This window comes from Vibrio sp. J2-4, assembly GCF_021728155.1.
Taxonomy (GTDB): domain Bacteria; phylum Pseudomonadota; class Gammaproteobacteria; order Enterobacterales; family Vibrionaceae; genus Vibrio; species Vibrio diabolicus.
Window position 1 is genome coordinate 116,636 of sequence record NZ_JAKKCN010000001.1, and the last position, 23,417, is coordinate 140,052.

The 23,417-nt window shown below is 44.3% G+C and carries 19 protein-coding genes; 13 read left to right on the plus strand and 6 right to left on the minus strand.

Translation table 11 applies throughout. From position 1 onward, the window contains the following. Positions 1 to 20: 20 nt before the first annotated feature. Together dnaK and dnaJ are read left to right on the plus strand one after the other, a co-directional pair. On the plus strand, positions 21 to 1,934 hold the full coding sequence (dnaK, locus tag L3V32_RS00495; protein WP_005391455.1) for a molecular chaperone DnaK: 1,914 nt from the start codon (positions 21 to 23) through the stop codon (positions 1,932 to 1,934). A 204-nt stretch (positions 1,935 to 2,138) separates the two neighbouring features. Next, the gene (gene dnaJ / locus L3V32_RS00500; RefSeq protein ID WP_005391453.1) at positions 2,139 to 3,287 is read left to right on the plus strand and encodes a molecular chaperone DnaJ; all 1,149 of its coding nucleotides are present in this window, start codon (positions 2,139 to 2,141) and stop codon (positions 3,285 to 3,287) included. A 68-nt stretch (positions 3,288 to 3,355) separates the two neighbouring features. Here the strand turns inward: dnaJ and L3V32_RS00505 are convergent, their stop codons facing one another. Beyond that, positions 3,356 to 3,787, minus strand: a complete 432-nt coding sequence (locus L3V32_RS00505; RefSeq protein ID WP_047010170.1) for a type IV pilin protein — start codon at positions 3,785 to 3,787, stop codon at positions 3,356 to 3,358. A gap of 103 nt (positions 3,788 to 3,890) precedes the next feature. Between L3V32_RS00505 and L3V32_RS00510 the strand changes: the two genes are divergently transcribed. The 6 genes from L3V32_RS00510 to tadA all read left to right on the plus strand — a co-directional run bounded on the left by L3V32_RS00510 (position 3,891) and on the right by tadA (position 9,244). Then, positions 3,891 to 4,400, plus strand: coding sequence for a GspH/FimT family pseudopilin (locus tag L3V32_RS00510; RefSeq protein WP_237283935.1), 510 nt, complete (start codon positions 3,891 to 3,893; stop codon positions 4,398 to 4,400). Continuing rightward, entirely contained in the window at positions 4,381 to 4,998 is a 618-nt protein-coding gene (locus tag L3V32_RS00515; protein ID WP_237283646.1) for a PilW family protein, read from the plus strand. The genes L3V32_RS00510 and L3V32_RS00515 overlap by 20 nt, the downstream gene beginning before the upstream one ends. Next, complete coding sequence (locus L3V32_RS00520) at positions 4,995 to 6,248, plus strand: hypothetical protein (RefSeq protein ID WP_047010167.1); 1,254 nt, start codon at positions 4,995 to 4,997, stop codon at positions 6,246 to 6,248. The genes L3V32_RS00515 and L3V32_RS00520 overlap by 4 nt, the downstream gene beginning before the upstream one ends. Next, positions 6,238 to 6,648: a prepilin-type N-terminal cleavage/methylation domain-containing protein gene (locus tag L3V32_RS00525; RefSeq protein WP_005381606.1), complete on the plus strand. Its 411-nt coding sequence runs from the start codon at positions 6,238 to 6,240 to the stop codon at positions 6,646 to 6,648. The genes L3V32_RS00520 and L3V32_RS00525 overlap by 11 nt, the downstream gene beginning before the upstream one ends. A 287-nt stretch (positions 6,649 to 6,935) precedes the next feature. Then, on the plus strand, positions 6,936 to 8,495 hold the full coding sequence (locus L3V32_RS00530) for an AbgT family transporter (protein WP_005383758.1): 1,560 nt from the start codon (positions 6,936 to 6,938) through the stop codon (positions 8,493 to 8,495). A gap of 239 nt (positions 8,496 to 8,734) precedes the next feature. Then, on the plus strand, positions 8,735 to 9,244 hold the full coding sequence (gene tadA, locus L3V32_RS00535; protein ID WP_373273923.1) for a tRNA adenosine(34) deaminase TadA: 510 nt from the start codon (positions 8,735 to 8,737) through the stop codon (positions 9,242 to 9,244). Positions 9,245 to 9,830: 586 nt separating this feature from the next. Here the strand turns inward: tadA and mltF are convergent. Beyond that, positions 9,831 to 11,408: a membrane-bound lytic murein transglycosylase MltF gene (mltF, locus tag L3V32_RS00540; protein WP_182033352.1), complete on the minus strand. Its 1,578-nt coding sequence runs from the start codon at positions 11,406 to 11,408 to the stop codon at positions 9,831 to 9,833. Positions 11,409 to 11,707: 299 nt separating this feature from the next. Here mltF and purL point away from each other — a divergent pair, with 299 nt between their 5' ends. Beyond that, entirely contained in the window at positions 11,708 to 15,601 is a 3,894-nt protein-coding gene (purL, locus tag L3V32_RS00545) for a phosphoribosylformylglycinamidine synthase (RefSeq protein WP_237283936.1), read from the plus strand. Positions 15,602 to 15,896: 295 nt separating this feature from the next. Next, positions 15,897 to 16,205 carry a DUF3622 domain-containing protein gene (locus tag L3V32_RS00550; RefSeq protein ID WP_005391432.1) on the plus strand — a complete coding sequence of 103 codons (309 nt, stop codon included), beginning with the start codon at positions 15,897 to 15,899 and terminating at the stop codon, positions 16,203 to 16,205. A 90-nt stretch (positions 16,206 to 16,295) separates the two neighbouring features. Here the strand turns inward: L3V32_RS00550 and L3V32_RS00555 are convergent, their stop codons facing one another. The 3 genes from L3V32_RS00555 to L3V32_RS00565 all read right to left on the minus strand — a co-directional run bounded on the left by L3V32_RS00555 (position 16,296) and on the right by L3V32_RS00565 (position 20,376). Next, positions 16,296 to 16,739 (minus strand): DNA-directed RNA polymerase subunit beta, encoded by a 444-nt coding sequence (locus L3V32_RS00555; protein WP_237283647.1) that lies wholly within the window; start codon positions 16,737 to 16,739, stop codon positions 16,296 to 16,298. Positions 16,740 to 16,857: 118 nt separating this feature from the next. Beyond that, positions 16,858 to 19,044 carry a TonB-dependent receptor domain-containing protein gene (locus tag L3V32_RS00560; protein ID WP_237283648.1) on the minus strand — a complete coding sequence of 729 codons (2,187 nt, stop codon included), beginning with the start codon at positions 19,042 to 19,044 and terminating at the stop codon, positions 16,858 to 16,860. A gap of 264 nt (positions 19,045 to 19,308) precedes the next feature. Next, positions 19,309 to 20,376, minus strand: coding sequence for a succinylglutamate desuccinylase/aspartoacylase family protein (locus L3V32_RS00565; protein WP_005391426.1), 1,068 nt, complete (start codon positions 20,374 to 20,376; stop codon positions 19,309 to 19,311). Positions 20,377 to 20,705: 329 nt separating this feature from the next. Between L3V32_RS00565 and L3V32_RS00570 the strand changes: the two genes are divergently transcribed. Together L3V32_RS00570 and L3V32_RS00575 are read left to right on the plus strand one after the other, a co-directional pair. Continuing rightward, positions 20,706 to 21,245: a DUF3332 domain-containing protein gene (locus tag L3V32_RS00570; RefSeq protein ID WP_237283649.1), complete on the plus strand. Its 540-nt coding sequence runs from the start codon at positions 20,706 to 20,708 to the stop codon at positions 21,243 to 21,245. 776 nt (positions 21,246 to 22,021) lie between these two features. Next, positions 22,022 to 22,231, plus strand: coding sequence for a hypothetical protein (locus L3V32_RS00575; RefSeq protein ID WP_005378991.1), 210 nt, complete (start codon positions 22,022 to 22,024; stop codon positions 22,229 to 22,231). A 225-nt stretch (positions 22,232 to 22,456) separates the two neighbouring features. Here L3V32_RS00575 and L3V32_RS00580 read toward each other — a convergent pair whose 3' ends face one another. Beyond that, a complete protein-coding gene (locus L3V32_RS00580) occupies positions 22,457 to 22,609 on the minus strand; it encodes a hypothetical protein (RefSeq protein ID WP_194944325.1) in 153 nt (50 codons plus the stop codon). A gap of 475 nt (positions 22,610 to 23,084) precedes the next feature. Here L3V32_RS00580 and L3V32_RS00585 point away from each other — a divergent pair, with 475 nt between their 5' ends. Continuing rightward, positions 23,085 to 23,297: a cold-shock protein gene (locus tag L3V32_RS00585; protein ID WP_005378997.1), complete on the plus strand. Its 213-nt coding sequence runs from the start codon at positions 23,085 to 23,087 to the stop codon at positions 23,295 to 23,297. The last annotated feature ends 120 nt before the right edge of the window (positions 23,298 to 23,417 follow it).

Genomic DNA, 23,417 nt, shown 5'->3' on the forward strand with positions numbered 1-23,417 from the left:
ATTTATTCGGAGATAGCCAGATGGGTAAAATCATTGGTATTGACTTAGGTACTACTAACTCATGTGTTGCTGTATTAGACGGCGACAAACCACGTGTAATTGAAAACGCAGAGGGCGAACGTACTACTGCATCGGTTATTGCTTACACTGACGGTGAGACGCTAGTAGGTCAACCTGCGAAACGTCAAGCAGTAACTAACCCAGAAAACACGCTATTTGCAATTAAGCGTCTAATCGGTCGTCGTTTTGAAGACGAAGAAGTTCAGCGTGACATCCAAATCATGCCTTACAAAATTGTTAAGGCTGACAACGGTGACGCTTGGGTAGAAGCAAAAGGCCAAAAAATGGCGGCTCCTCAGGTTTCTGCTGAAGTTCTTAAGAAAATGAAGAAAACTGCTGAAGATTTCCTTGGTGAGGAAGTAACTGGCGCAGTTATCACAGTACCTGCTTACTTTAACGATGCTCAGCGTCAAGCTACAAAAGATGCTGGCCGTATCGCAGGTCTAGAAGTTAAACGTATCATCAACGAACCAACAGCAGCAGCGCTAGCTTACGGTCTTGATAAGAAAGGCGGCGACCGCACTATCGCGGTATACGACCTTGGTGGTGGTACATTCGATATCTCTATCATCGAAATCGATGAAGTTGAAGGCGAGAAAACATTCGAAGTTCTAGCGACTAACGGTGATACTCACCTTGGTGGTGAAGACTTTGATAACCGCCTAATCAACTACTTAGTAGACGAGTTTAAGAAAGAGCAAGGTATCGATCTTAAGAACGATCCACTAGCAATGCAGCGTGTTAAAGAAGCAGCAGAAAAAGCGAAAATCGAGCTTTCTTCTACTTCTCAAACTGACGTAAACCTACCTTACGTTACTGCAGATGCAACTGGTCCTAAGCACATGAACATTAAAGTGACTCGTGCAAAACTAGAATCTCTAGTTGAAGACCTAGTACAACGCTCTCTTGAGCCACTAAAAGTAGCTCTAGCTGACGCTGATCTATCAGTAAATGACATCACTGACGTAATCCTAGTTGGTGGTCAGACTCGTATGCCAATGGTTCAAGCGAAAGTTGCTGAGTTCTTTGGTAAAGAAGCGCGCCGTGACGTAAACCCTGACGAAGCAGTAGCAATGGGTGCTGCAGTTCAAGGTGGTGTACTTGCTGGTGACGTTAAAGACGTACTACTACTAGACGTAACTCCACTGTCTCTAGGTATCGAGACAATGGGTGGCGTAATGACTAAGTTAGTTGAGAAGAACACAACTATCCCAACTAAAGCGAACCAAGTTTTCTCTACAGCGGAAGACAACCAGAGCGCGGTTACTATCCACGTTCTACAAGGTGAGCGTAAGCAAGCGATGTACAACAAGTCTCTAGGTCAATTCAACCTAGAAGGCATCCAGCCTGCACCACGTGGTATGCCACAAATCGAGGTTACTTTTGACCTTGATGCGGACGGTATCCTACACGTGTCAGCGAAAGACAAGCAGACTGGTAAAGAGCAGAAGATCACTATCCAAGCTTCTGGCGGTCTAAGCGATGAAGACATCGAGAAAATGGTTCAAGAAGCAGAAGCTAACAAAGAAGCGGACAAAAAGTTCGAAGAGCTAGCGACTGCACGTAACCAAGCTGACCAAATGATTCACGGTACTCGTAAGCAAGTAGAAGAAGCTGGTGAAGCACTACCTGCAGAAGAGAAAGAGAAGATTGAAGCAGCAATTTCTGAGCTAGAAACAGCGCGCAAAGGCGAAGACAAAGAAGCTATCGATGCTAAAGTTCAAGCACTAATGACCGCTTCTCAAAAACTGATGGAAATCGCTCAACAACAAGCTCAAGCGCAGCAAGCACAAGGTGCTGACGCCGATGCACAGTCTAAAGAAGACGACGTTGTAGATGCTGAGTTCGAAGAAGTTAAAGACGACAAGAAATAATATTTCTTAACCAGATGGCTGCAAAGCCATCTGGGGTCGATAAGACTTCGTGTGCGGGCGTTTGGGGCAACTCTTACGCCCGTCTGTTTGTAAACGCTGTCTTTCTAGTTAAGTATGTTGCGGATAAGTGCACTTACCTAGAACGATACAAACACCAAGCGGTGAATCGATGCCGTTTGTAGTAATTAACTGGTGACGAAGAACATGTCAAAACGTGATTTTTACGAAGTATTAGGCGTAAGCCGTGATGCCTCAGAGCGCGATATCAAAAAGGCGTACAAGCGTCTAGCGATGAAATTCCACCCAGACCGAAACCAGGGTGATGAGTCTGCGGCGGACAAGTTTAAAGAAGTAAAAGAAGCGTACGAAGTCCTGACCGACCCTCAAAAGAAAGCGGCGTACGACCAGTACGGTCATGCTGCTTTTGAACAAGGCGGCGGTGGTTTCGGTGGCGGCGGCTTTGGTGGCGGCGGTGCTGATTTCGGCGACATCTTTGGCGATGTATTCGGCGACATTTTTGGTGGTGGTCGTCGTGGCGGTGGTGGTCACCGTGCTCAACGTGGTGCGGACTTACGTTACAACATGGAACTGACGCTAGAAGAGGCGGTTCGTGGTGTAACGAAAGAGATCGAAGTACCAACACTAGTACACTGTGATACCTGTGATGGTAGTGGCGCGAAGAAAGGCTCATCTGCTGAAACATGTGGTACCTGTCATGGTCATGGTCAAGTACAGATGCGCCAAGGCTTCTTCGCAGTGCAACAAACCTGTCCAACCTGTCACGGTAAAGGCAAGATCATTAAAGACCCTTGTAATGAGTGTCATGGTCAAGGTCGTAAACAGAAAACCAAAACACTTAACGTTAAGATCCCTGCAGGTGTTGATACTGGCGACCGTATTCGTCTATCTGGCGAAGGTGAAGCGGGAGAGATGGGAGCTCCAGCGGGTGACTTGTATGTACAAGTGCACGTGAAAGAGCACCATATCTTCGAACGTGATGGTAACAACCTATACTGTGAAGTGCCTGTAAGCTTTGCGATGGCGGCTCTAGGTGGTGAAGTTGAAGTACCAACTCTAGATGGTCGCGTAAGCCTAAAAGTACCTTCAGAAACGCAAACAGGTCGTATGTTCCGCATGCGTGGTAAAGGTGTGAAAGGCGTTCGCGGTGGCGGTATCGGTGACTTGATTGTTAAGTTGGTTGTTGAAACACCAGTAAACCTAAGCTCACGCCAAAAAGAACTGCTCAAAGAGTTTGAAGAGTCTTGTGGTGGTGAAGCGGCGACAAAGCACAAGCCTAAATCAGAAGGCTTTTTCAACGGTGTGAAAAAGTTCTTTGATGATTTAACCAGCTAGACGTTAGTGAAAAGCACAAATACAAAGGCCTGCTAAAATGCAGGCCTTTTTGCATCTCGGTGTTCTTTCTAATTCCAGCAATCACTTGGTTCTTCGACATTTGTTGACGTTAAAGTAATCGTTTTAGCGCCAGTCAAGCACTCGTCGTCGTCTTGTCCCAGAGCCGATTTTGCTGTTGCTGTAATGGTATAGGCCGTACTTGCAGAGCTCGCAATATTGAAAGAAAATCTATCTGTGTCTGAATCACATAGAGTGCATGTGCCTCCAGAGATAATATGACTCCAGTCGTACCCACCATCATAAGATGTCTCTAGCTCTAGCTGAATTCGACTAAGATCGCTCAAGGCAACCGTCCTATGAGACTTGATTACATGATTGGTGTAAGAAGGGTAGGCGACAGCCGCAATGATCCCGACAATCACTACGGCTATCAGTAATTCGATCAATGTCATCCCTCCCAATCTTTTTTTGTAGCTGTTACAGCGAGAAATTCGAATCATCACGAGTAGTTTCCTTTTCACTTTTCCGCCTATTTTTGGCAGGTGATAGCATCTGTGCAAGATGAATTACGGCCCTTTTGCCGTTTACATAGGAATTTGGGAAATGCCTCGCGGGTTTACGTTGTTGGAGCTTCTTATTACTGTTGCTGTACTGAGTATTATATTGGCGTTTGCAGCTCCAAGCTTTAGCCGTGTTTCACAAACTGTGCAAATGCAGCTATTGGCAACTGAATTAGCTGGTTTTCTAAGCCAAAGTAAGTCCGAGGCGGTAATGAGAAATCAAAAGTTATATATACATTTCTCAATGGCTAAAAACGTTGTTGTCAGTCAAGGTGCATGGTCTCTACAGTTAACTGACTCATCTAGCGGCTCAGGGGGAGTAATCTTAAACCTTTCCGGCTCCGCATACTCTGAATTATCTTTGAAGCACAGTTACGATAATCAAAAAATAAGCTTCGATGAGGTCCGTGGACGGCCCCAAGGAGGAAATATAGAGTTTTTCCCAACCAATGCTCAAAACATAAAACTACAAGCAAAGCTCTCAAACCCTCCTGGGAGGATTAAGATTTGTAGTAATTCTGGAGCGAAGTTATATGATTACCATCAGTGCTAACAAACGCTATCAAAGAGGTAGCTCTTTAATTGAATTAATGATTAGTTCTTTAATTGGGTTAATTGTTCTTAGTGTAGTGGGCTCTATATTCTTGAGTTTACAAAAAACAGCAAAAGAAAAAAGCTTAGAGCTAAATTTATTGCAAGGTCTTAATATCACTTTATCTGTTATGAAAGAAGATATTCAAAGAGCAGGTTATGATGGTGGGAACGGTAGTTCACTCAAATTATCCGGAGCTACAGGAACCATAATGCTGAGCGGCGCCTCTTCTGTTGGTTTTGTGTATTTTAAAGAAGACTCAGCTGCCAATGAAGACTATCGAAATATTAAGTATGAGAAGAGAGATACTCGGTTTTTTATATGTGAAAAAGGCGTTGTGTCTCAAACACAAATATTATCTTTTGATGGTATAGATTTTTGTCGTTCTCTATTTGATGATGATATTTTCCAAGTCACCCAATTCACTGTTAGTTCAGAAACAGTGACTAATGGAGGAAATGTAAGTTCGGTCACGAACGTTAAGTTAGGTTTGCAAACGATTGATGGAATCTTTAGTGAAGTCGCGGAGTTTTCTATCAAACAAAGGAATTGGCAATGACATCTAAATATAGCTATTCCGGTTATACCACTTTGCTTGTGACTTCTATACTTTTATTACTTGCTTTAATTGCATCATTAGCATCATCCAAAGGTGTATTTTTTCAAATAAAAGTTGCGCAAAACGAAATAAAATCTCGACAAGCACATTGGTTAGCTGAAGGAGGTGTTGAATGTGCATGGGCGCAATTTAGAGTTAGTAATATTGTACCTGCAGTAATAACAGATTGTGGCTCAGGGCTTTGGACGGTTCCGAATTTTACGAGTACTTCCAATGGGTATTTGGTTACTTCTAATGTTGGATTTACAAGCATTAGTAAGGAGATTATTTTGGGAGGTAACTTGAGCTATGGTGCAATGCAGTCTAGTGCCGACATTTATTTTCATTCTAGTGCAACGTTTTCTACTCCAGATCCAGGGGAATTGAGCAGCGATGGGTGGGAGTGTATTGCGTTAAGGTATAAAAAGCGCTTTTACTCCTCTTCAGTTGATAATAAAGGCGTAATTCATGGAGAGTCTCCCTATGCCGATTTTAACAACCCTACAAATAAAGATTGCGCAAACACGACGGCAAACCGTCATCTCTCATCTAGTGTTGGCGGGGTTGGTGCTGGTGATGATTTTACTCAAGATACAGATTTAAAGCCATTTGAATCCTTCTTTGGAGTAAAGGCTGAAGAGCATAACGATGTCCGAGATAATGGTGTATTTCATGTTATGACGGGCTCAGTGGCTGGTGGCATACCTAATTGTGGTGCTGCTTTAACAGCAGAAATTCAGTCAGGGAAGCATCATTTATGGGTTGAAGGGAGCTGTGAAATCAAGCAATCGGAATACAATGATTTGGTGAATGCTACATCATCGACCAATGGCGTAACAGTGCTCATTCATGATGGTCTTTTCTCCGTGATGGGACCACCGAGCTCCGGCGCTACATCAAATAAGTTTAAAGGGGTCTTGTTTCATTTCAATCATGATTATGCTCCGGCAACAGCGGATTGGGTTGGGTTCGAAGCCAATGCTCACCTAAATCATGTGCCAAGTGTTGTAGAAGACTCATACAGGACAATAGCTTCTTATTATCAGCATGGTTCTTTTACGGTATCTGGTGGTCAATATTTTGATAGTGAAGATCAGGCAGCGGTTTTCTTCGATTCTTTGGACTTTAGATACAATAAAGATGTGATAGACAATTCAAGGAATGCGCATGCAATTCCTAGATGGAAGAAGGGCTCTTGGAATGATCTCTAAACAAAAAGGTTTTAACCTTCTTGAAGTTCTAATTTCTTTTCTGCTTATCGGTGTTGGGGCTCTAGGTTTAACGAAGCTAAACGTGTATCTAGAACGCGAATCCGAATATGCCATAAAAAGTATTGAAGCACTGCGTCTAGCAGAAAACCAGCTCGAATGGTTCCGGACGCGTGGTGCTTCTGCGGCGATGTCTACCATCACACCTGCAAATTTTGCTTCTATTGCAACAGGCTCTTCTGTTACTGGATCTTATGTCGTCGAGTGGGAAGTTCCAGCTGCCACGGTTTCAGGAACACTGAAAACTATCACTATTACCTCTAGCTGGAAGGATAGAATCGGCGAGACGCGATCAGTTCAGCTTAAAACGATGATCTCACAATACAGTGAATTCGAAAACTAAGTTCAATTGCATGCATGCGCTGAGACAAATGCGGGTGTAATTCCTGTTTGATACCGGATTTGTCACGGTTAATAAATGGTTTTTGAACTGTTAATCGAGTTGATGTGCTACTGTTTTTATTATGTTTAATTGAAGTGGTGTTTTTGCAAAATATGTCTCCAATTATGAAAAAAATATAGAACCTTGTGCTTTCTCCATTAGTGTTTACTAGAATACTCGTTGGATAGTAGGCCGTCATAATTACTCAAATAGGCCTTGGCACCAACATCATTCACTATGGAGTTACCATGAGTAACCAAGCTGTAAATAAGGCACCATCATCGAAGCCGAGCGGGATGGAGCGCTTTTTAAACTTTATCGAGAGGACAGGTAACAAAATCCCTGATCCTGCGATTTTGTTCTTCTGGGCATTGATCATTACTTGGGCGGCGTCAGCACTTTTGTCGAATGTATCATTCGATCTTCCAAACCCTCGAACGGGCGAAGCTCTTACTATCACCAACTTACTTACGGGCGAAGCGCTAGCAAGTTTCCTTGCGAACATGGTGACTACCTTTACAGGTTTTGCGCCACTGGGTATCGTACTTGTCGCGATGCTAGGTGTGGGCGTTGCAGACTCTTCGGGCTTTATTACGACGGGTCTTAAGAAGATGCTGAACTTCACGCCAGCTAAGCTTCTTACTCCAATGCTTATTTTGGTTGCTATTGTGTCGCATACTGCGGCAGATGCAGGCTATGTTCTGGTTATTCCTCTGGGCGGTATTATCTTCCATGCGGCAGGTCGTCACCCTCTAGCGGGTATTGCGGCAGCATTTGCAGGTGTATCTGGTGGCTTCTCTGCAAACTTTATCCCTTCTGGTATCGATCCACTACTTGCAGGCTTTACGCAAACCGCGGCGCAGGTTCTTGATCCTGAATACGTGGTTAACCCATTAGCGAACATCTTCTTTACTGGCCTATCTTCCATCATTATTGTAGCGATTGGTTGGTACGTGACAGAAAAAATCATTGAGCCTCGTTTGTCAAAAATGCCAATTGATGACGATGCGGAAACTGCGCCAAACCTAGGCTCATTTACTGAACTGGAATCAAAAGCATTTCGTTATGCTGGTTGGGCAATGATGGCGGGTATTGCCTTACTTGTTGCAGCATTAATTCCAGAAACATCAGCGCTACGCTCGCCTGAAGGTGAAATTACGGCCTTCTCAGCACCGATCATGAAGTCTATCGTTCCGCTGATCTTTATTCTGTTTATCATTCCTGGTTACGTTTACGGTAAAGTGTCAGGTACGTTCAAGACCAGCAACGACATTATCAAAGCGATGGCTGATACTATGTCGACCATGGGCGCATACATTGTAATGTCGTTCTTCTGTGCTCAGTTCCTATCTGCATTTGCTCAGTCAAACATCGGTACGATGCTAGCGTTGTATGGCGCAGAAGGCTTAAAAGCGATGAACCTACCAGGTGAAGTGACTATCATCGGTATGATCCTTCTAACCGCGTCTGTAAACCTACTTATTGGTTCGGCATCGGCAAAATGGGCTTTAATTGGTCCAATCCTAGTGCCAATGCTAATGGCGGTTGGTATCTCGCCTGAGCTATCTCAAGCGGCTTACCGTGTGGGTGACTCTGTATCGAACATCATTTCGCCTCTAATGGTATTTTTCCCTCTTGTAGTGGTTTACTGTCAGCGTTATGTGAAGTCGGCTGGTATCGGTACGCTTGCGTCACTAATGATGCCATTCTCGATCGCAATGCTGATCGGTTGGTCTATCTTCCTAGTTGCTTATTGGATGGTAGGTATCCCGCTAGGCATTCAAGCTCCTTACACTTACACAATGTAAAAACGTGTAGGTAATTGGCAGCCGAAAAGCGCAGGTCTTCGATCTGCGCTTTTTTGTTCTCGCAAAACGAACATCGATAGGTCTTGTAACTAGGTTTTTTGGAGTTGCAAACTTTGTCTCGTGATGTGTTGCTGTAGTGAAACCGAAGTTGGTGATAAAATTCCTGAATTCAATCGTTTTTTGTTTCTTTGGAGCCTCCTTTGTCTAACCATCCGTTTACCCCTCAAGATGAATTGTTTATGCGCAGAGCGATGGTGCTTGCTGAGCAAGCAGAAGCTGAGGGGGAAGTACCTGTCGGCGCAGTGCTTGTCAAAGATGGTGAAATTATCGCTGAGGGGTGGAATCGCTCTATTGGTACTAATGACGCTACCGCACATGCTGAGATTCAAACACTGCGTAAAGCAGGCCAAAAGATAGAAAATTACCGCCTTCTGGATACGACTTTGTATGTAACACTTGAGCCATGTCCAATGTGTGCCGGAGCCTTACTGCATAGCCGCGTTAAGCGGGTCGTTTTTGGAGCGCCAGATTTAAAAGCGGGAGCAGCAGGAACAGTGCTTAATTTGTTTGAAAGCCAAGCTGCTTACCATTACGCCTTAGTTGAAAAGGGGCTGCTAGAAGATGAGTGCCGCACTCAGCTACAAGCGTTTTTTAAGCGTCGCCGAAAGGAAATTAAAGCAAAGAAACAAGCACAAAAAGCATTAGAAAATGGAGAGAGCGAACAAGGTAGTGGGAGTAGTGAGGGCTAGCAAACACCTACAACGTGGTAGATGTTTGCTTGGACGCACTAGTGATTGACTAAATGTACAAAAACACGATTACGTGAACTTACTTTCTTTTTCATACATGTCAGTTTACGTTTACGTCGGATAGCAGCTACTGTGTTATTTAAACGCTTTGACTGCACTCTACGTCTTCTCATATTCAAAACCTCCTGCAGACAAGACTTATACCAGTAAATAGCGGTTCATCGATGTTTTACAATAGGCTCGATAATCGCACTAAACATTTGATGGTTTAACGTTCTTCATTTGACTTCTGCATTGCACAGAGCCAGCAAACAATTTCAATACGGTGCTTAATAATATGAGTGACGTTATTTCGGCAGAGCGTAGCCGAAAGCGCCGCTTCATCAAGTGAGCTAAACCATGTGGTTACGAAGCAATCTGTTACAAAGCAATCAGTTTAACTAATGGTGAAGAAAAGGCGACCAACCATAGGAATGATTGAGTGTGGTTGGTGTCACTCAGAATATTGGATTCTAGATAAGTTTTCGCTAGGACTCAACAAAAATGACGAGCTCATGGGCTCGTCATTTTTTAGTTTACAGCGGGTCTATTCTTCAGGGCTTTCTTGTTCGGTGTCTTCTTCAACCGTGACGTCAGAAGCGCCAGATATTTGCTCTACAACGGTCTCTACTGCTCCTGATATCAAAATGTCAGGGTTGAGCGGCGGGATAACTTGCAAGTCATCGCTATTCTCATCAATCGCTGGTCTTTGGCTGACATGACCAATGATGGATTGGTAGTAACGTCGAATATTTTCTACGTAATTACGCGCTTCATCACCTCTGGCGTACCCATAGCGAGTTTGACTGTAGTAACGCTTCTGACGCAGTAAAGGCAATCTGTCTTTTACATCCGCCCAAGCGTTTGGATCGCCACCTTGCGCTTTAGTAAGTCGTCGTGCGTCCATCATGTGGCCATAGCCAATGTTGTATGAAGCCAGGGCAAACCATATTTTTTCATGCTCGTTGATGCTATCAGGCACGCGACCTACAATGCGACGTAAGTACTCGACACCACCACGAACAGATTGCTCAGGGTCTAAACGGTTTGTTACCCCGACGCTTTTTGCTGTTGGCAGAGTAAGCATCATCATCCCTCTAACACCCGTTGGCGATTTTGCCGCTGGCTTCCAGTGTGATTCTTGATACGCCAATGCTGCAATTAAGCGCCAGTCGAACTCTTCGCTGTACTTTTGGAATAAAGGTGCCCACTTAGGCAATTTGTCATCCAGAGCTCGAATGAATGCGCGAGTATCAACGTAGTCAAATGCTTCAATATGACCAATGTACTTCTCTTCGAGAGTGGACAGTTCTCCTGATTGTTTAATGTTACCGAAAAACTCTATCAGCATCGCATACAAACTTTCGTCTTCAGAGCGTCGAGTAAACCACGATACTGGTTGATCTTCTGTAAGTTCAAACGCGAGCGCAAGATCGGGGTAAAGGCGCTGAGCTAGGGAAAGTTCTACAGAGTCAGTCACAGTAAAACGCAACTCACCAGTGGATACATATTTAAGTAAGTCTCTCGTATCAGCATCGCCAACAATTTCAAACTGTAGCTCTGGGTATTGCTTCTTTAATGCGGTTAGGGTCGGAACATATTGCGATTGTTCAACGATCTTTAATGTTTGCGCGCCTGCATTTGTATCTTCGTCAGATTCGCTGTCTTTCGATGCTTGGTATTCAATCAGCTGTTCGATATCACGTGGTCGAAGTTGCCCCTTTTTATACACAACTTGTTGGCTTACATAATAATAAGCAGGGCCAGGTCTAAAGCGTTTTACCGCTTGTGACGTTTGATTTAAGCCCGTAGCAATGAGATCAATATCTCCTTTCTTAAGAGCAGGAAAAAGCTCAGCTTGGCGAAAGGCAGGTTTAATCTCGAGCTTGACGCCGAGCTGCTCCGCAAACTGACGCGCCAATTCGTAATCCAACCCAGCGGGACCATCGGGACCAATATAATAGGAAAGCTGATTGTTTAGCGTGCCAACACGAAGCACGCCACGTTCCTGAATTTTTTCGAATTCACTTTTGGGTTCCGACTCAATCTGGCAGGCAGAGAGTAGTAGCACAGAAACAAAAATTAGAGCGCTGCGCTTGAGTCGGTTGAGCTGGCTTATTTGCATTAATAGGTACATCTTAGGAAATTTCTATTTGCCTTTATATCAAAGCGAGCTCATGGGGCAAAGTGAATCACACACTTATAGCGTGACATTGTGTGTTTTATCGACATTTTAGTCGTAATTCAAATTTGACAAAAAAAATGACGCAAACGGTTGCTTTTGGTGTTACATCACAAAAACAATTGCTATATAATGCGCTCGCAATGACGAGGTGGAATCGGCATAGGTTCGACAGGGCTTATTTTAAGTGTCTGAATTTATTCCAATATCACCTTAATCAATTGCATAAGAGACCTAAGCACATGAGAATTTTGCGTGGCTCCCCAGCTCTTTCTGAGTTTCGTGTTAATAAACTACTGGAACTTTGTCGTGAACAAGATCTGCCTGTAACTGGCATTTATGCCGAGTTTATGCACTTTGCCGATCTAAAGTCTGACCTTGATGACCAAGAGTTAGAAAAACTTGAAAAGTTACTAACTTACGGCCCAACCATCGAAGAGCATGAGCCAGAAGGTCTTCTACTTCTTGTTACGCCTCGTCCAGGCACTATCTCGCCTTGGTCTTCTAAATCTACCGATATCGCTGTTAACTGTGGCTTGGATAAAGTGAAACGTCTAGAGCGCGGTACGGCTTATTATGTCGAATCTTCAGTTGTTCTATCAGAAGCTCAAGTTGGCGCTGTCAAAGCGTTAATTCATGACCGCATGATGGAAACGGTATTTACAGCATTTGAAGCTGCGTCAGCGCTGTTTACAGTCGCTGAGCCTAAGCCTGTGGCGCATGTTGATATCTTAGCGGGCGGTCGTCTTGCGCTTGAAGAAGCAAACGTTTCCCTTGGTTTGGCACTCGCAGAAGATGAAATTGATTACTTGGTAGAGAACTTTACTAAGCTTGGGCGTAACCCAAACGACATTGAATTGATGATGTTTGCTCAGGCGAACTCAGAGCACTGTCGCCACAAAATTTTTAACGCAGATTGGACTATCGACGGGGTAGAACAACCTAAGTCTTTGTTCAAAATGATCAAAAACACGTTCGAAACGACACCTGACTATGTGCTGTCTGCATACAAAGACAACGCGGCCGTTATGACGGGCTCTAAAGCGGGTCGTTTCTTCCCAGATCCTAAATCTCGTCAATACACTTACCACCATGAAGATGCGCACATCTTAATGAAGGTAGAGACGCACAACCACCCAACGGCAATCTCTCCATGGCCGGGCGCATCGACTGGTTCAGGCGGTGAGATCCGTGACGAAGGCGCGACGGGTATCGGTGGTAAGCCAAAAGCAGGTCTGGTTGGTTTTACAACCTCTAACTTACGTATTCCTGGTTTTGAACAGCCATGGGAAACCGACTTTGGCAAGCCAGGTCGTATTGTTAACGCGCTAGACATCATGCTTGAAGGTCCTCTAGGCGGCGCGGCATTCAACAATGAATTTGGTCGTCCAAATCTATTGGGTTACTTCCGTACTTACGAAGAAAAAGTGACCTCTCACGCGGGTGAAGAAATCCGTGGTTACCACAAACCAATCATGATTGCTGGTGGTATGGGTAACATTCGTGACAAACACGTGCAGAAGAAAGAAATTCCAGTGGGTGCGAGCTTAATCGTACTTGGTGGTCCTGCAATGAACATCGGTCTTGGTGGTGGCGCGGCGTCTTCAATGGCGTCTGGTCAGTCAGCAGAAGATCTGGACTTCGCGTCAGTACAGCGTGAAAACCCAGAGATGGAGCGTCGCTGTCAAGAAGTGATCGACCGTTGTTGGCAGCTAGGCGACGACAACCCAATCGCATTTATCCACGATGTGGGCGCGGGTGGTATCTCTAACGCATTGCCTGAACTTGTCGACGACGGTGAGCGTGGCGGTAAGTTCCAATTACGCGATGTACCAAACGATGAGCCGGGCATGAGTCCGCTAGAAATTTGGTGTAATGAATCACAGGAGCGTTACGTTCTTGCGGTAGCGCCAGAAAACATGGAAGCATTCGATGCAATCTGTAAGCGTGAACGCGCACCATATGCAGTGGTGGGTGTGGCGACAGAAGAGCGTCATCTAACGCTAGAAGATTCTCACTTCGACAATACGCCAATCGATATGCCAATGGATATCCTGCTTGGTAAGCCACCGAAGATGCACCGCGACGCAACCACACTAAAGGTGGAAAGCCCTGCCATTGTTCGTGATGGTATTGAGCTTAATGAAGCGGTGGATCGCGTACTTCGTCTTCCAGCGGTTGCAGAAAAAACATTCCTAATTACTATCGGTGACCGAACAGTAACGGGTCTGGTTGCTCGTGATCAAATGGTTGGCCCTTGGCAGGTACCAGTAGCAAACTGTGCAGTAACAGCGGCAAGCTATGACACTTACCACGGCGAAGCAATGTCGATGGGTGAGCGCACGCCAGTGGCATTACTAGACTTTGGTGCATCGGCTCGCCTAGCTGTTGGTGAGTCACTAACGAACATTGCGGCAACAGACATCGGTGATATTAAACACATTAAACTGTCTGCGAACTGGATGTCGCCAGCGGGTCACCCAGGTGAAGATGCAGGTCTTTATGAAGCAGTCAAAGCGGTGGGTGAAGAGCTCTGTCCTGCATTAGGTTTGACGATCCCAGTTGGTAAAGACTCCATGTCGATGAAAACCAAGTGGGAAGAGAACGGCGAGAGTAAAGAAGTCACTTCTCCACTGTCTCTAGTTATCACGGCATTTGGTCGTGTGGAAGACGTACGTAAGACCGTGACTCCACAACTACGCACTGACAAAGGCGATACTTCTCTAGTTCTTGTTGACTTGGGTAACGGCAAAAACCGCTTAGGTGCGACAGCATTGGCACAAGTATACAAACAGCTGGGTGACAAACCTGCTGACGTAGATAACGCTGAGCAGCTAAAAGGCTTCTTTGATGCAATGCAAGCGTTAGTACGTGATGACAAGCTAGTGGCTTACCACGATAAAGGCGACGGCGGTCTGTTTGTTACACTGGCTGAGATGGCGTTCGCGGGTCATTGTGGCGTAAAAGCGAACATCGCAGAGCTGGGTGATGATGCGCTAGCCGTTCTATTTAACGAAGAGCTAGGTGCGGTTGTTCAAGTTAAGAATGATGAGCTGGATTCAGTTCTATCTACTCTGGCGGCAAACGGCTTAGAGGCATGTTCACATGTGATTGGTTCAGTTAACGCTTCAGACGACTTTATTATCACTTCTGGTGATGCAGTTGTTCTTGAACGTTCACGTACCGAACTACGTGTTATCTGGGCTGAAACAACGCATAAGATGCAGGCGCTACGTGATAACCCAGCGTGTGCTGACCAAGAGCACGAAGCTAAGAAAGACAACTCTGACCCGGGTCTAAACGTTAAGCTAAGCTTCGACGTAAATGAAGACGTTGCAGCGCCTTACATTGCAAAAGGTGCGAAGCCTAAGATGGTGATTCTACGTGAGCAGGGTGTTAACTCCCACGTTGAAATGGCAGCAGCGTTTGACCGCGCAGGTTTTGAAGCAACCGACATTCATATGAGTGATATCCTAACGGGTCAAGCCGTTCTGGATGAATACCATGGCCTAGTAGCTTGTGGTGGCTTCTCTTACGGCGACGTACTAGGTGCGGGTGAAGGCTGGGCTAAGTCTATCCTGTTTAACGCACAAGCTCGTGAACAGTTCCAAGCCTTCTTTAACCGTAAAGAGACGTTCTCTTTAGGTGTATGTAACGGTTGTCAGATGCTTTCTAACCTGAAAGAGCTGATCCCGGGTGCAGACTTGTGGCCACGTTTTGTTCGTAACGAATCTGAGCGTTTTGAAGCGCGCTTTAGCCTAGTTGAAGTTCAGAAATCTGATTCTGTATTCTTCGACGGAATGGCTGGTTCGCGCATGCCAATCGCGGTTTCCCACGGAGAAGGGCGTGTAGAAGTACGTGATGCAGAGCACCTGGCAGCGATCGAGGCATCAGGTACGGTTGCGGTTCGTTACGTGGATAACCTCGGTAACCCGACGCAACAATACCCGAACAACCCGAACGGTTCGCCAAACGCGATTACTGGCTTAACAACAGCAGACGGTCGCGTGACAATCATGATGCCTCACCCAGAGCGTGTATTCCGCACAGTTGCAAACTCTTGGGCTCCGGAAGGTTGGGGTGAAAATGGTGCTTGGATGCGTATGTTCCAAAATGCACGTAAGAATATCGGTTAATTAACCAAAGGTTAATCTAGCTTAAGTAAAGCGTTGGTTGAGAGACCAGCGTTTTCTTTTTTCTTATCACTCTTTTTTCTTTGTCGCTCTTTCTAGTGACTGGGCGAAACGTTGCTTTGTTCTGCCTCTTCTTTGTCATCTATTATCTCGCGTAAAAAACTTGCAGCGTTTAGATTACTTTTATGCTCTAATACCGCGCTTACCAAGGGATGGTGTTAAACAGCTCAGCTTAGATGGAGTTATCAAGTTGACCGAATCCCTGATTGATCCCTAAATCCCTTAGGAAATGAAAGAAATGTCTAAGAATCCAAAATTTGCTATCCGCGTCACTGAAAAACGTAACGGCTGGAGCGCAGAAATCACTCGCCAAGTGACATCTCGTAAGACTGTAGTATCAAAGCGTGAAACTGGCTTTGACAGCGAAGAGAAAGCACAAGCTTGGGCTGAACAAGAACTGGCTGGTTTTATCCAAAACCAAGTGGTTCGTAACGAGCGTAAAGCAGCGCAACGTCAAGAGCGTGAAGCAGAACAACTAGCGGCAAAAGTTCGTAAAGAAGAAGCCCGCAAAGCACGTGACGCTGAAGTAGACGCTGACGAAGAATAGATTCAAGTCGGTGAGATGGTGACGTCACCCATCAAACAAAAAGTGAAAATGCCCTGAGTTTTGTCTCAGGGCATTTTTTATTGTATCGACTTAAAAACAATCCGAAGATACTGACAGACTAAACGTACCGTCTTCAGGGGCTGCAAATTGTTTATTGCCAGGAAGAAGGTGAGGGTTATTAGCATAAGTGCGATGTGTTGACTTGCCCTTTGCCGAGTGCCTCTCTGGTAAATCAAAGTGTTGCAATCCGTCAGATAGATCGTTTGCTTCACCGTAGTCGAAATGTGTTGCGACGTCCTTGGGCTGCTTGGCGTAACGACAGTGATCCGGCTTGCCATCTTCGTGCCAAGTTAACGCGTTTGCTTTGGCGTCTAGATTCAGGCTATTTGTTGTTGGTTGTGCGTAATGATCCTCAATAACCTGGTGCTGACTCTGCTCTTGTAAGTAGTCAGCAATGCTCTCAGAAGTCTGTGCCAGGCTTTGACTTGCTGGAACGAAGCAAGCAAGAAGAAACAATGTTTTTAAGTTGTTCATAGTGTGTATGCAAGCAAAAAGAAATGATAGTACTGATAAATAAAACGGTGTGCAATTATGGTTGTTCGTTAAGAAACAGCAGGGCAGTTAATGTCTGCCCTGCATCTTTTAGGTATGGTTAGTATTGATAAGTGAGATGCAGTTTGACTTCGCGACCAGGCGAAGGCACGCCATTAGATAGGTATGCTTCGTAGTAACGATCGGTTAAGTTTTTCACAACAGCGCCAACACTCAAGCCTTCGACTTGTTGTATTTCCCAAACCACGTAAGCGTTTTGTAGCGTGTATTGCTCACTTGGCGATTTCACTTTTAAATTGTTACCGCTTGCCTTGGTTTTGGTTTGCGCATCATACCAACGGACTTCCCAGCCCGTACGTAAACCAGGAATCCATTCGTAACCTAAACCTAAGTTGATATTTAATGGTGGCACATCAGGGTGATCATCATCTGAACCTGTGGAGTCAGATAGACTACCTTTGTTTTTGCCGCGAATGTAACTTGCTGAGAAATTACTGTAGAAATCTTCAATCCGGTATTGTGAAATTAGCTCAAAGCCGTAGTTTTTAAAGCCATCTAGGTTTGTATTCCAGCTTTGTAACTCAGTAGTATTGGTGTCGAGGTTTTCGCCCGTTCGTATATCAACCGTGTCGCTAACATCGTTATAGAACAAAGTTAACTCTGTTGCGAGGTTATCGCGAGAGTTCACCAGCCCTTCCGTTAAGTTGATAACGCTTGCTTGATAAGCATGGATACGAGACACGTCCAGATTCAAAGCAGTAGCCGTAGCGGTAGCTCGTGCATATTGCACTGAGTAGATGTTATCAACGGTTGGTGCTTTTAAAGCGTAGGCGTAGGAGGCGTTTAAACGCGTATTATTAGTCGCATTAAAGTCGATATCCAAACGTGGGCTAAAGCCTTTATGCGTCGTTTCACCGTAGTCATGTCCAGCGGCTGGGTCATTATAATCCGGCGCAGCGTTCCCTTTTCCTTCACTCTTAATGTATTCGTAACGCAGAGAAGGTGTGATGGTTAGACGGTTTGTTGCTTGATAGTGATCAGCAATGTAAGCCGCATAAATTGACTGAGTGCCAGATGGTTCGTAGTAAGGGGTATACCAACCGTAGTTTTTGGCTTCATTACTGTCGTATGATGCGTTGAATACTAATGAGTCTCTATCGGTTTTTTGATATTGAAGCCCTGTCACTAGAGTGTGGTCTCCGAACTGCGCTTGGTTAAACACATCAGCATAGTCACGCTCGTAACTCAACCAAGACTCGTGACCGTAACTGCCAACAGAAACGAACATTTTCTCGAATGCCACGTCAGGGCGAACCCAGTGACGATCGTTTTCAGAACGTGCCATTTTGATATTGAAATCAATATACGGGTTAGTCGGCATGTAGTGGTAAGAGATGGTCGTGGTGTTATCCGTGTATTTATTATCGACGGTGTATGCGTATTTGGCTTTTTCTAATGATCCGTATTTCTTGATGTTGTACTCAGTGATGTTAGGCATTTTTCCGCGGCGGTTAGCCCAAGGTTTACGACCTTCATCTTTGTAGCGAGTGTGGCTAATTTCAAACTCGTGATCGTTGTTTTCATAACCGACTTTTACGAGCATGTTTTCTTGCTCATAACCTGAGTAATCCAGCGTGTCACCACCACCGACTTTAATGTCATCAGAATCTTTTACCGAGCCATTCGCTAGAAAATAAAAACCAGTATCGTTTTTACCATAGAGTGTTAGCGTGTAGGCATTCTCATTGCCGTTGGTGTTGTATGCACTTGAGATGCGAGCACCAAAGTTTCTATTGCCGTACAGTAGGTCATCGACACTCTTGGTTTTAATACGAATTGAGCCACCAAACTTTCCGTTGAGTGCTCGATAGTCGTGCGCGCCCTTGATAATTTCTGCTTCACCAATCAAGAACGGATCAAAAAAGAAAGTTCCGTAGCGGTATTGTTGAAAGCCAATAGGAGCGCCATCGACAAATACGGCGATATCGCTTGGATCATCAAAACCACGAATGTTAATACGTTCGCCACCAGAACGACCGCCACCATCTAATGATGCGCCCGGAACGGCATCGATCATTGAGGCAAAATTAGAGTACTGTTGCTCTTCAATCTCTGACCAATCAATGGTGGTTTGCGCAGGCTCAGCAATGGTAATAGGTTTGGCATAACGCACACCGATGACTTCAAGTTCTTCATTTGGCGTTGTCTCGGCATATGAATAAAGAGGGAAGAGCAAAGTTAGTGAAATGAGATTTACTTTGAATGGATGACTTTTTAATCGTTTCATATTGATGATTTATAGTGTTTTTATGAAGCTCGGATTATAAGAACATTATTACGATTAATAAATGATAATGAGATTGATTATCAAATGTGTTTTTGCGATGGCTTGTAAAGTTTTTTATCCATTCGTGGAAACTACGATGAGTATCGTTAGCTTACAGAAAACAAAAAGCCCAGCATCATGGACGCTGAGCTCATTGGCTTTTAAACAAGATGGTGCGAGCACTGTTGCTCCTTTCGAGCTAATCAAGTGCGTACTTGGTAGGAATTACTGAGTTTCTAACGGGATCTGTCCGGTAGTCAGTGGCTCGACATCGAACTCGGTCAGTCCTTCAATGTAACTTTCAACGGCTTGTTCTACCGAATCATCACCTTGGTTGAAGTAAGCAAGGTGGAAGATCGCATCGCCTTCATTAACCAGTGGCAAAGTTTGTTGACCGATCACCAAGCCACGCTTTGGCGCTTTGAGCTCTACCTCATCATGTCCAAGAGGAGAGCTGATATAGGCGAGAGTTTCACCCTGTTCCACTTTGTCTCCCAGATTAACGACAGTACGCAAAATACCGTTACCTGACGCACGAACCCAGCTGGTGGACTTCGCTATGATAGGCTCAGGCAGCTTTTTTCGGCTAGCGCGCAGCATGCCAATGGCTTGCATTACACGCCGAACCCCGAGTACACCAGCGCTGATTGACAGTGGATCAAAACGCAATGCTTCGCCAGCCTCGTAGGTTAGCACGGGGATATCACATTTTTCTGCTTCACTGCGTAAAGAGCCATCACGCAATGCTGAATCAACAATCACTGGCGTCGCAAACGCCTGAGCAATACGCAGAGTTTCTGGGTTGCTTAAGTTTGCGCGAATCTGTGGCAAGTTCGTGCGGTGAATGGCCCCAGTGTGCAGATCCAAAATGTAGTCACAACGTTTGGCTATGTTGTTAAAGAAGCCGTGTGCCATTCGAGATGCAAGCGCGCCTTTTTCACTGCCAGGAAAACAACGGTTGAGATCTCGTCGATCGGGCAAGTACCGTGATTTATGGATGAAACCAAAAACGTTAACGATAGGTACTGCAATGACAGTGCCTTTCAGTTTTTGTGGATCCAGTTGGTTAATGATCTGACGAACGATTTCTACGCCATTAAGCTCATCACCATGGATAGCAGCATTCACCATTAACACAGGCCCTTCTTGTTTCCCATGGATGATTTCCACGGGAATAGATAAAGGCGAATGTGTGTATAGCTTCGCTGCTTCAAATTCGATCTCTAATCGTTGTCCTGGTTGTATTTGATGCCCTAAGAGCTCAAACACTTTGCTTTTTTTACTTCTGGCCATAAACCATCTCTGTCAAATGCGTTATCAGCAATGTAACAATTGCTGCAAAATCGCACTAATCATTCTCATTAAGGACACGACAAATTACTTTAATCGTCATGCGCGAAACCTCAGCATGTGTGAAGTTTTTGTTTTCAATATGATCTTTTCTATCAGTTTAATACATAACGAGAGGTACAGAAGGAAGAGCAATCATAGGCTTAAAAAATGTGACTGTATTAAAAATAATACTGATAATGAGGGACAAAAAAACGGACTTTTAACCCTACTTTTTATCCGATAATATCCGCGCCGAATTTGAGGTCTAACATTTCTAACTAGAGGTTTTGATGAAAAAGGCAATTGCTAAAATTGGTGCATTGACTGCTGTAGCAGTTTCACTTTCAGGTTGCGTTGGCAGTAATGCCGTGACAGGTTATGTCATGGGGTTTAACTTGAAAGCTGTAGATAACCGTTACGCTCGAGGTGGTCTAAACATGCTTTTAGCACCTGTTTATGGTGTCGCAATCGCAGCGGACTACATCGTGTTTAACTCTCTAGAGTTTTGGACGGGTAAGAACCCTTTAAATGGTAAGCCACATATCTTCGATACAAAGATGGATACTTACATCGATGTAAACCACCAGTTAGATAAATCGTTAACGACGGCGCCAATTGCACCGTTATCGAATAACCGTGTTATTGAGCAGGGTCGAATGCAGCAAATCGATGAGAATACTGTTCAAATGGATATTACTTACAATAACGGCGAGAAGGCGACACTCATGGGTGTGCGCGATGGTGAGTTTGTCACTTACTACATTGATGGCGAAGTCGTTGCACAAACCTCAATGGATGAGCTAGCTGCTTATACGCAAAATCGCGTGTAATTTGGTCCAGCCAAACAAAAAAAGGGTGCAGCGCTAAGTATACAGTAAAAACCATGTCTATTTATGAAAGAGTGAGTGGTAGCCCTTTACTGGCAATGCTTCTTTTCAATATGAAAGGCGTACATACTATGTATATTGGTGTGTACGCTTTTTTATCCCTGAAGGCTTAGCAAGGTGATGGCCTCACTGCGTGAAACCATCACCTTGCCAAAAGGGTATTTAAGGGGAATGGTAGTAAAATAATAAAGCCACTCCTTACGCTCGCACTGCTCACTAGGCATTTATAATTTTTCTTGCTCACTCGATGAAACACGTTTCTGGACAAAAGTTGGTTAGGAAATTTACTCTATTTAGACTATTAGGTGTTAGGAAAAGTATGGGGGCTGCACTATTCCCCTTAATGCATGCTCAATATTTGCCCATTGAAAGACCGTGCTCTTCAATAGATAATCTCTAAGCATCATTAGCACCCACGACATGTCTGGGAGGGACATCATAGCGAGAGCGGCGTTATGTTGCTTAAACAATGGTGGGCGATGATAAATGTCAGTCATAGTGCGCATTGGTTTGTGGATTTGGAGCGTACAGCGAGAGTCGAACTCGCATCATCATATTGGAAGGTAGAGAAGTAGGCTTTGCGTTCATATTTCTTGATAATCAGTGATTTGACTAGTCAATTTTAATCAAGAAGGCTAAGTCAGTTAGAACGCTATAGCATGAAAAAGTGCTATATTGAAAGCATCACATCTTCACGCCCCCACAGAAGGAATAATACGATGCCGACCTACCAGGTCACTTACTTCAACGTGAGACACGCCGTGATGGATAGCGAAGCTATCTTCATGAAAAACCTAACGAACGCAAAGCGCTCAGCAGAGCATCATGCGCCAGAGGGTACTGATCAAATTGAAATCAAAGATTTAATGGATCAAGTTCTGACTCGGTTGACGCTTGAGCAAGGCTGGGTTGATAACATCGAAGACTGACATTGCCTAGCAATCACGGTTCGTTTGGAGTGTCATCAATAAATACACAGGCTTGATTAGTTTTTCGTATTAGCCTTTGACACAGTTTAATTTGTTTGTCTGTCAAAGCCTGTTCACAGTAGAGTTGGTCGAGTAAACCTGCAAGCATGTCTCTTTCCAAGTTACTCAGTTTTTCAGAATGCATGAGGAGTGTCGTATTGATAAGTTCAGAGAGGTTTCTTGAACTCACAATCCCCATTCCTTTTGTTCCTCAATATCTTCTATTCGTTTGCGGACATCCTTTCTCTTCAACTCTTCTGGTATCCGCTTAATCCTTTTTCCTTTCGGATTAAGACCAAGTTGTTTCTGCTTTTGTGTCGGTTTAGGTAACTTGCTCACATATAATCCTATTTTGATGATTGACTGAATTTCGCACCGCATCCACGTTGGCTATGAAAGAAACAATGATACTACACAAGTCAGCATAAAATAGACAAAAGTGAGTAACAGCACTAGTTAAATTAGCATTGTAAGTATCGCAAAAACCAGCTAGTTGCTTCTTCGGCTATTTGCTCGCAGTCGGCATAAAGTCATTTTTTGTTAGCTAACGCATTAGAAACTTAATAATATTTTTTAAAATCATAACCTTACAGCTAAATTAAAATATGACCGAAGACTAAACTAACTATTTTCAATTTAAGGCTTATACTTAAAGTAGCTCCGCGAATTTGAGTTATTTTTTCATTATAAAACAAGTTTCCTTTCACAGTTATTTTCGAAATTTTTCGTTTAACTTCTGCGACAGCCCTCTTGAGTGACTATGAAATAGCTCTAGTTACCAGAGCCTTAACCTATAGGATTAGTCGAGGTATATATGTCTGACAGAGAAACTGGATCAGTAAAATGGTTTAACGAGAATAAAGGCTTTGGATTTATCACCAAAGATAGTGATGGCAAGGATATTTTTGTCCATTTCCGTTCGATTTCGTCTGATGGGTTTAAGACCCTGTTGGAAGGGCAAAAAGTAAGTTTTGAAGTTGAACCAGGTGAGAAAGGACCACACGCAACAAACGTGGCTCTCATCTAGATACGGCTGAAGGCATAGCAATCAAAAGCTTTGCCTTCATTTTTTGTCTAGTTATTGTTTGATGGTAAAAGTCCATTCCAACTTCTTCCTTCTTTTCGAAATTCAACTCTGATCCTTTCA

Excerpts from the sequence above, each read along its gene's own strand:
- dnaK (WP_005391455.1), top strand. The coding sequence starts at position 21 with ATGGGTAAAATCATTGGTATTGACTTAGGTACTACTAACTCATGTGTT.
- dnaJ (WP_005391453.1), top strand. The coding sequence starts at position 2,139 with ATGTCAAAACGTGATTTTTACGAAGTATTAGGCGTAAGCCGTGATGCC.
- L3V32_RS00505 (WP_047010170.1), bottom strand. The coding sequence starts at position 3,787 with ATGATTCGAATTTCTCGCTGTAACAGCTACAAAAAAAGATTGGGAGGG.
- L3V32_RS00510 (WP_237283935.1), top strand. The coding sequence starts at position 3,891 with ATGCCTCGCGGGTTTACGTTGTTGGAGCTTCTTATTACTGTTGCTGTA.
- L3V32_RS00515 (WP_237283646.1), top strand. The coding sequence starts at position 4,381 with ATGATTACCATCAGTGCTAACAAACGCTATCAAAGAGGTAGCTCTTTA.
- L3V32_RS00520 (WP_047010167.1), top strand. The coding sequence starts at position 4,995 with ATGACATCTAAATATAGCTATTCCGGTTATACCACTTTGCTTGTGACT.
- L3V32_RS00525 (WP_005381606.1), top strand. The coding sequence starts at position 6,238 with ATGATCTCTAAACAAAAAGGTTTTAACCTTCTTGAAGTTCTAATTTCT.
- L3V32_RS00530 (WP_005383758.1), top strand. The coding sequence starts at position 6,936 with ATGAGTAACCAAGCTGTAAATAAGGCACCATCATCGAAGCCGAGCGGG.
- tadA (WP_373273923.1), top strand. The coding sequence starts at position 8,735 with ATGCGCAGAGCGATGGTGCTTGCTGAGCAAGCAGAAGCTGAGGGGGAA.
- mltF (WP_182033352.1), bottom strand. The coding sequence starts at position 11,408 with ATGCAAATAAGCCAGCTCAACCGACTCAAGCGCAGCGCTCTAATTTTT.
- purL (WP_237283936.1), top strand. The coding sequence starts at position 11,708 with ATGAGAATTTTGCGTGGCTCCCCAGCTCTTTCTGAGTTTCGTGTTAAT.
- L3V32_RS00550 (WP_005391432.1), top strand. The coding sequence starts at position 15,897 with ATGTCTAAGAATCCAAAATTTGCTATCCGCGTCACTGAAAAACGTAAC.
- L3V32_RS00555 (WP_237283647.1), bottom strand. The coding sequence starts at position 16,739 with ATGAACAACTTAAAAACATTGTTTCTTCTTGCTTGCTTCGTTCCAGCA.
- L3V32_RS00560 (WP_237283648.1), bottom strand. The coding sequence starts at position 19,044 with ATGAAACGATTAAAAAGTCATCCATTCAAAGTAAATCTCATTTCACTA.
- L3V32_RS00565 (WP_005391426.1), bottom strand. The coding sequence starts at position 20,376 with ATGGCCAGAAGTAAAAAAAGCAAAGTGTTTGAGCTCTTAGGGCATCAA.
- L3V32_RS00570 (WP_237283649.1), top strand. The coding sequence starts at position 20,706 with ATGAAAAAGGCAATTGCTAAAATTGGTGCATTGACTGCTGTAGCAGTT.
- L3V32_RS00575 (WP_005378991.1), top strand. The coding sequence starts at position 22,022 with ATGCCGACCTACCAGGTCACTTACTTCAACGTGAGACACGCCGTGATG.
- L3V32_RS00585 (WP_005378997.1), top strand. The coding sequence starts at position 23,085 with ATGTCTGACAGAGAAACTGGATCAGTAAAATGGTTTAACGAGAATAAA.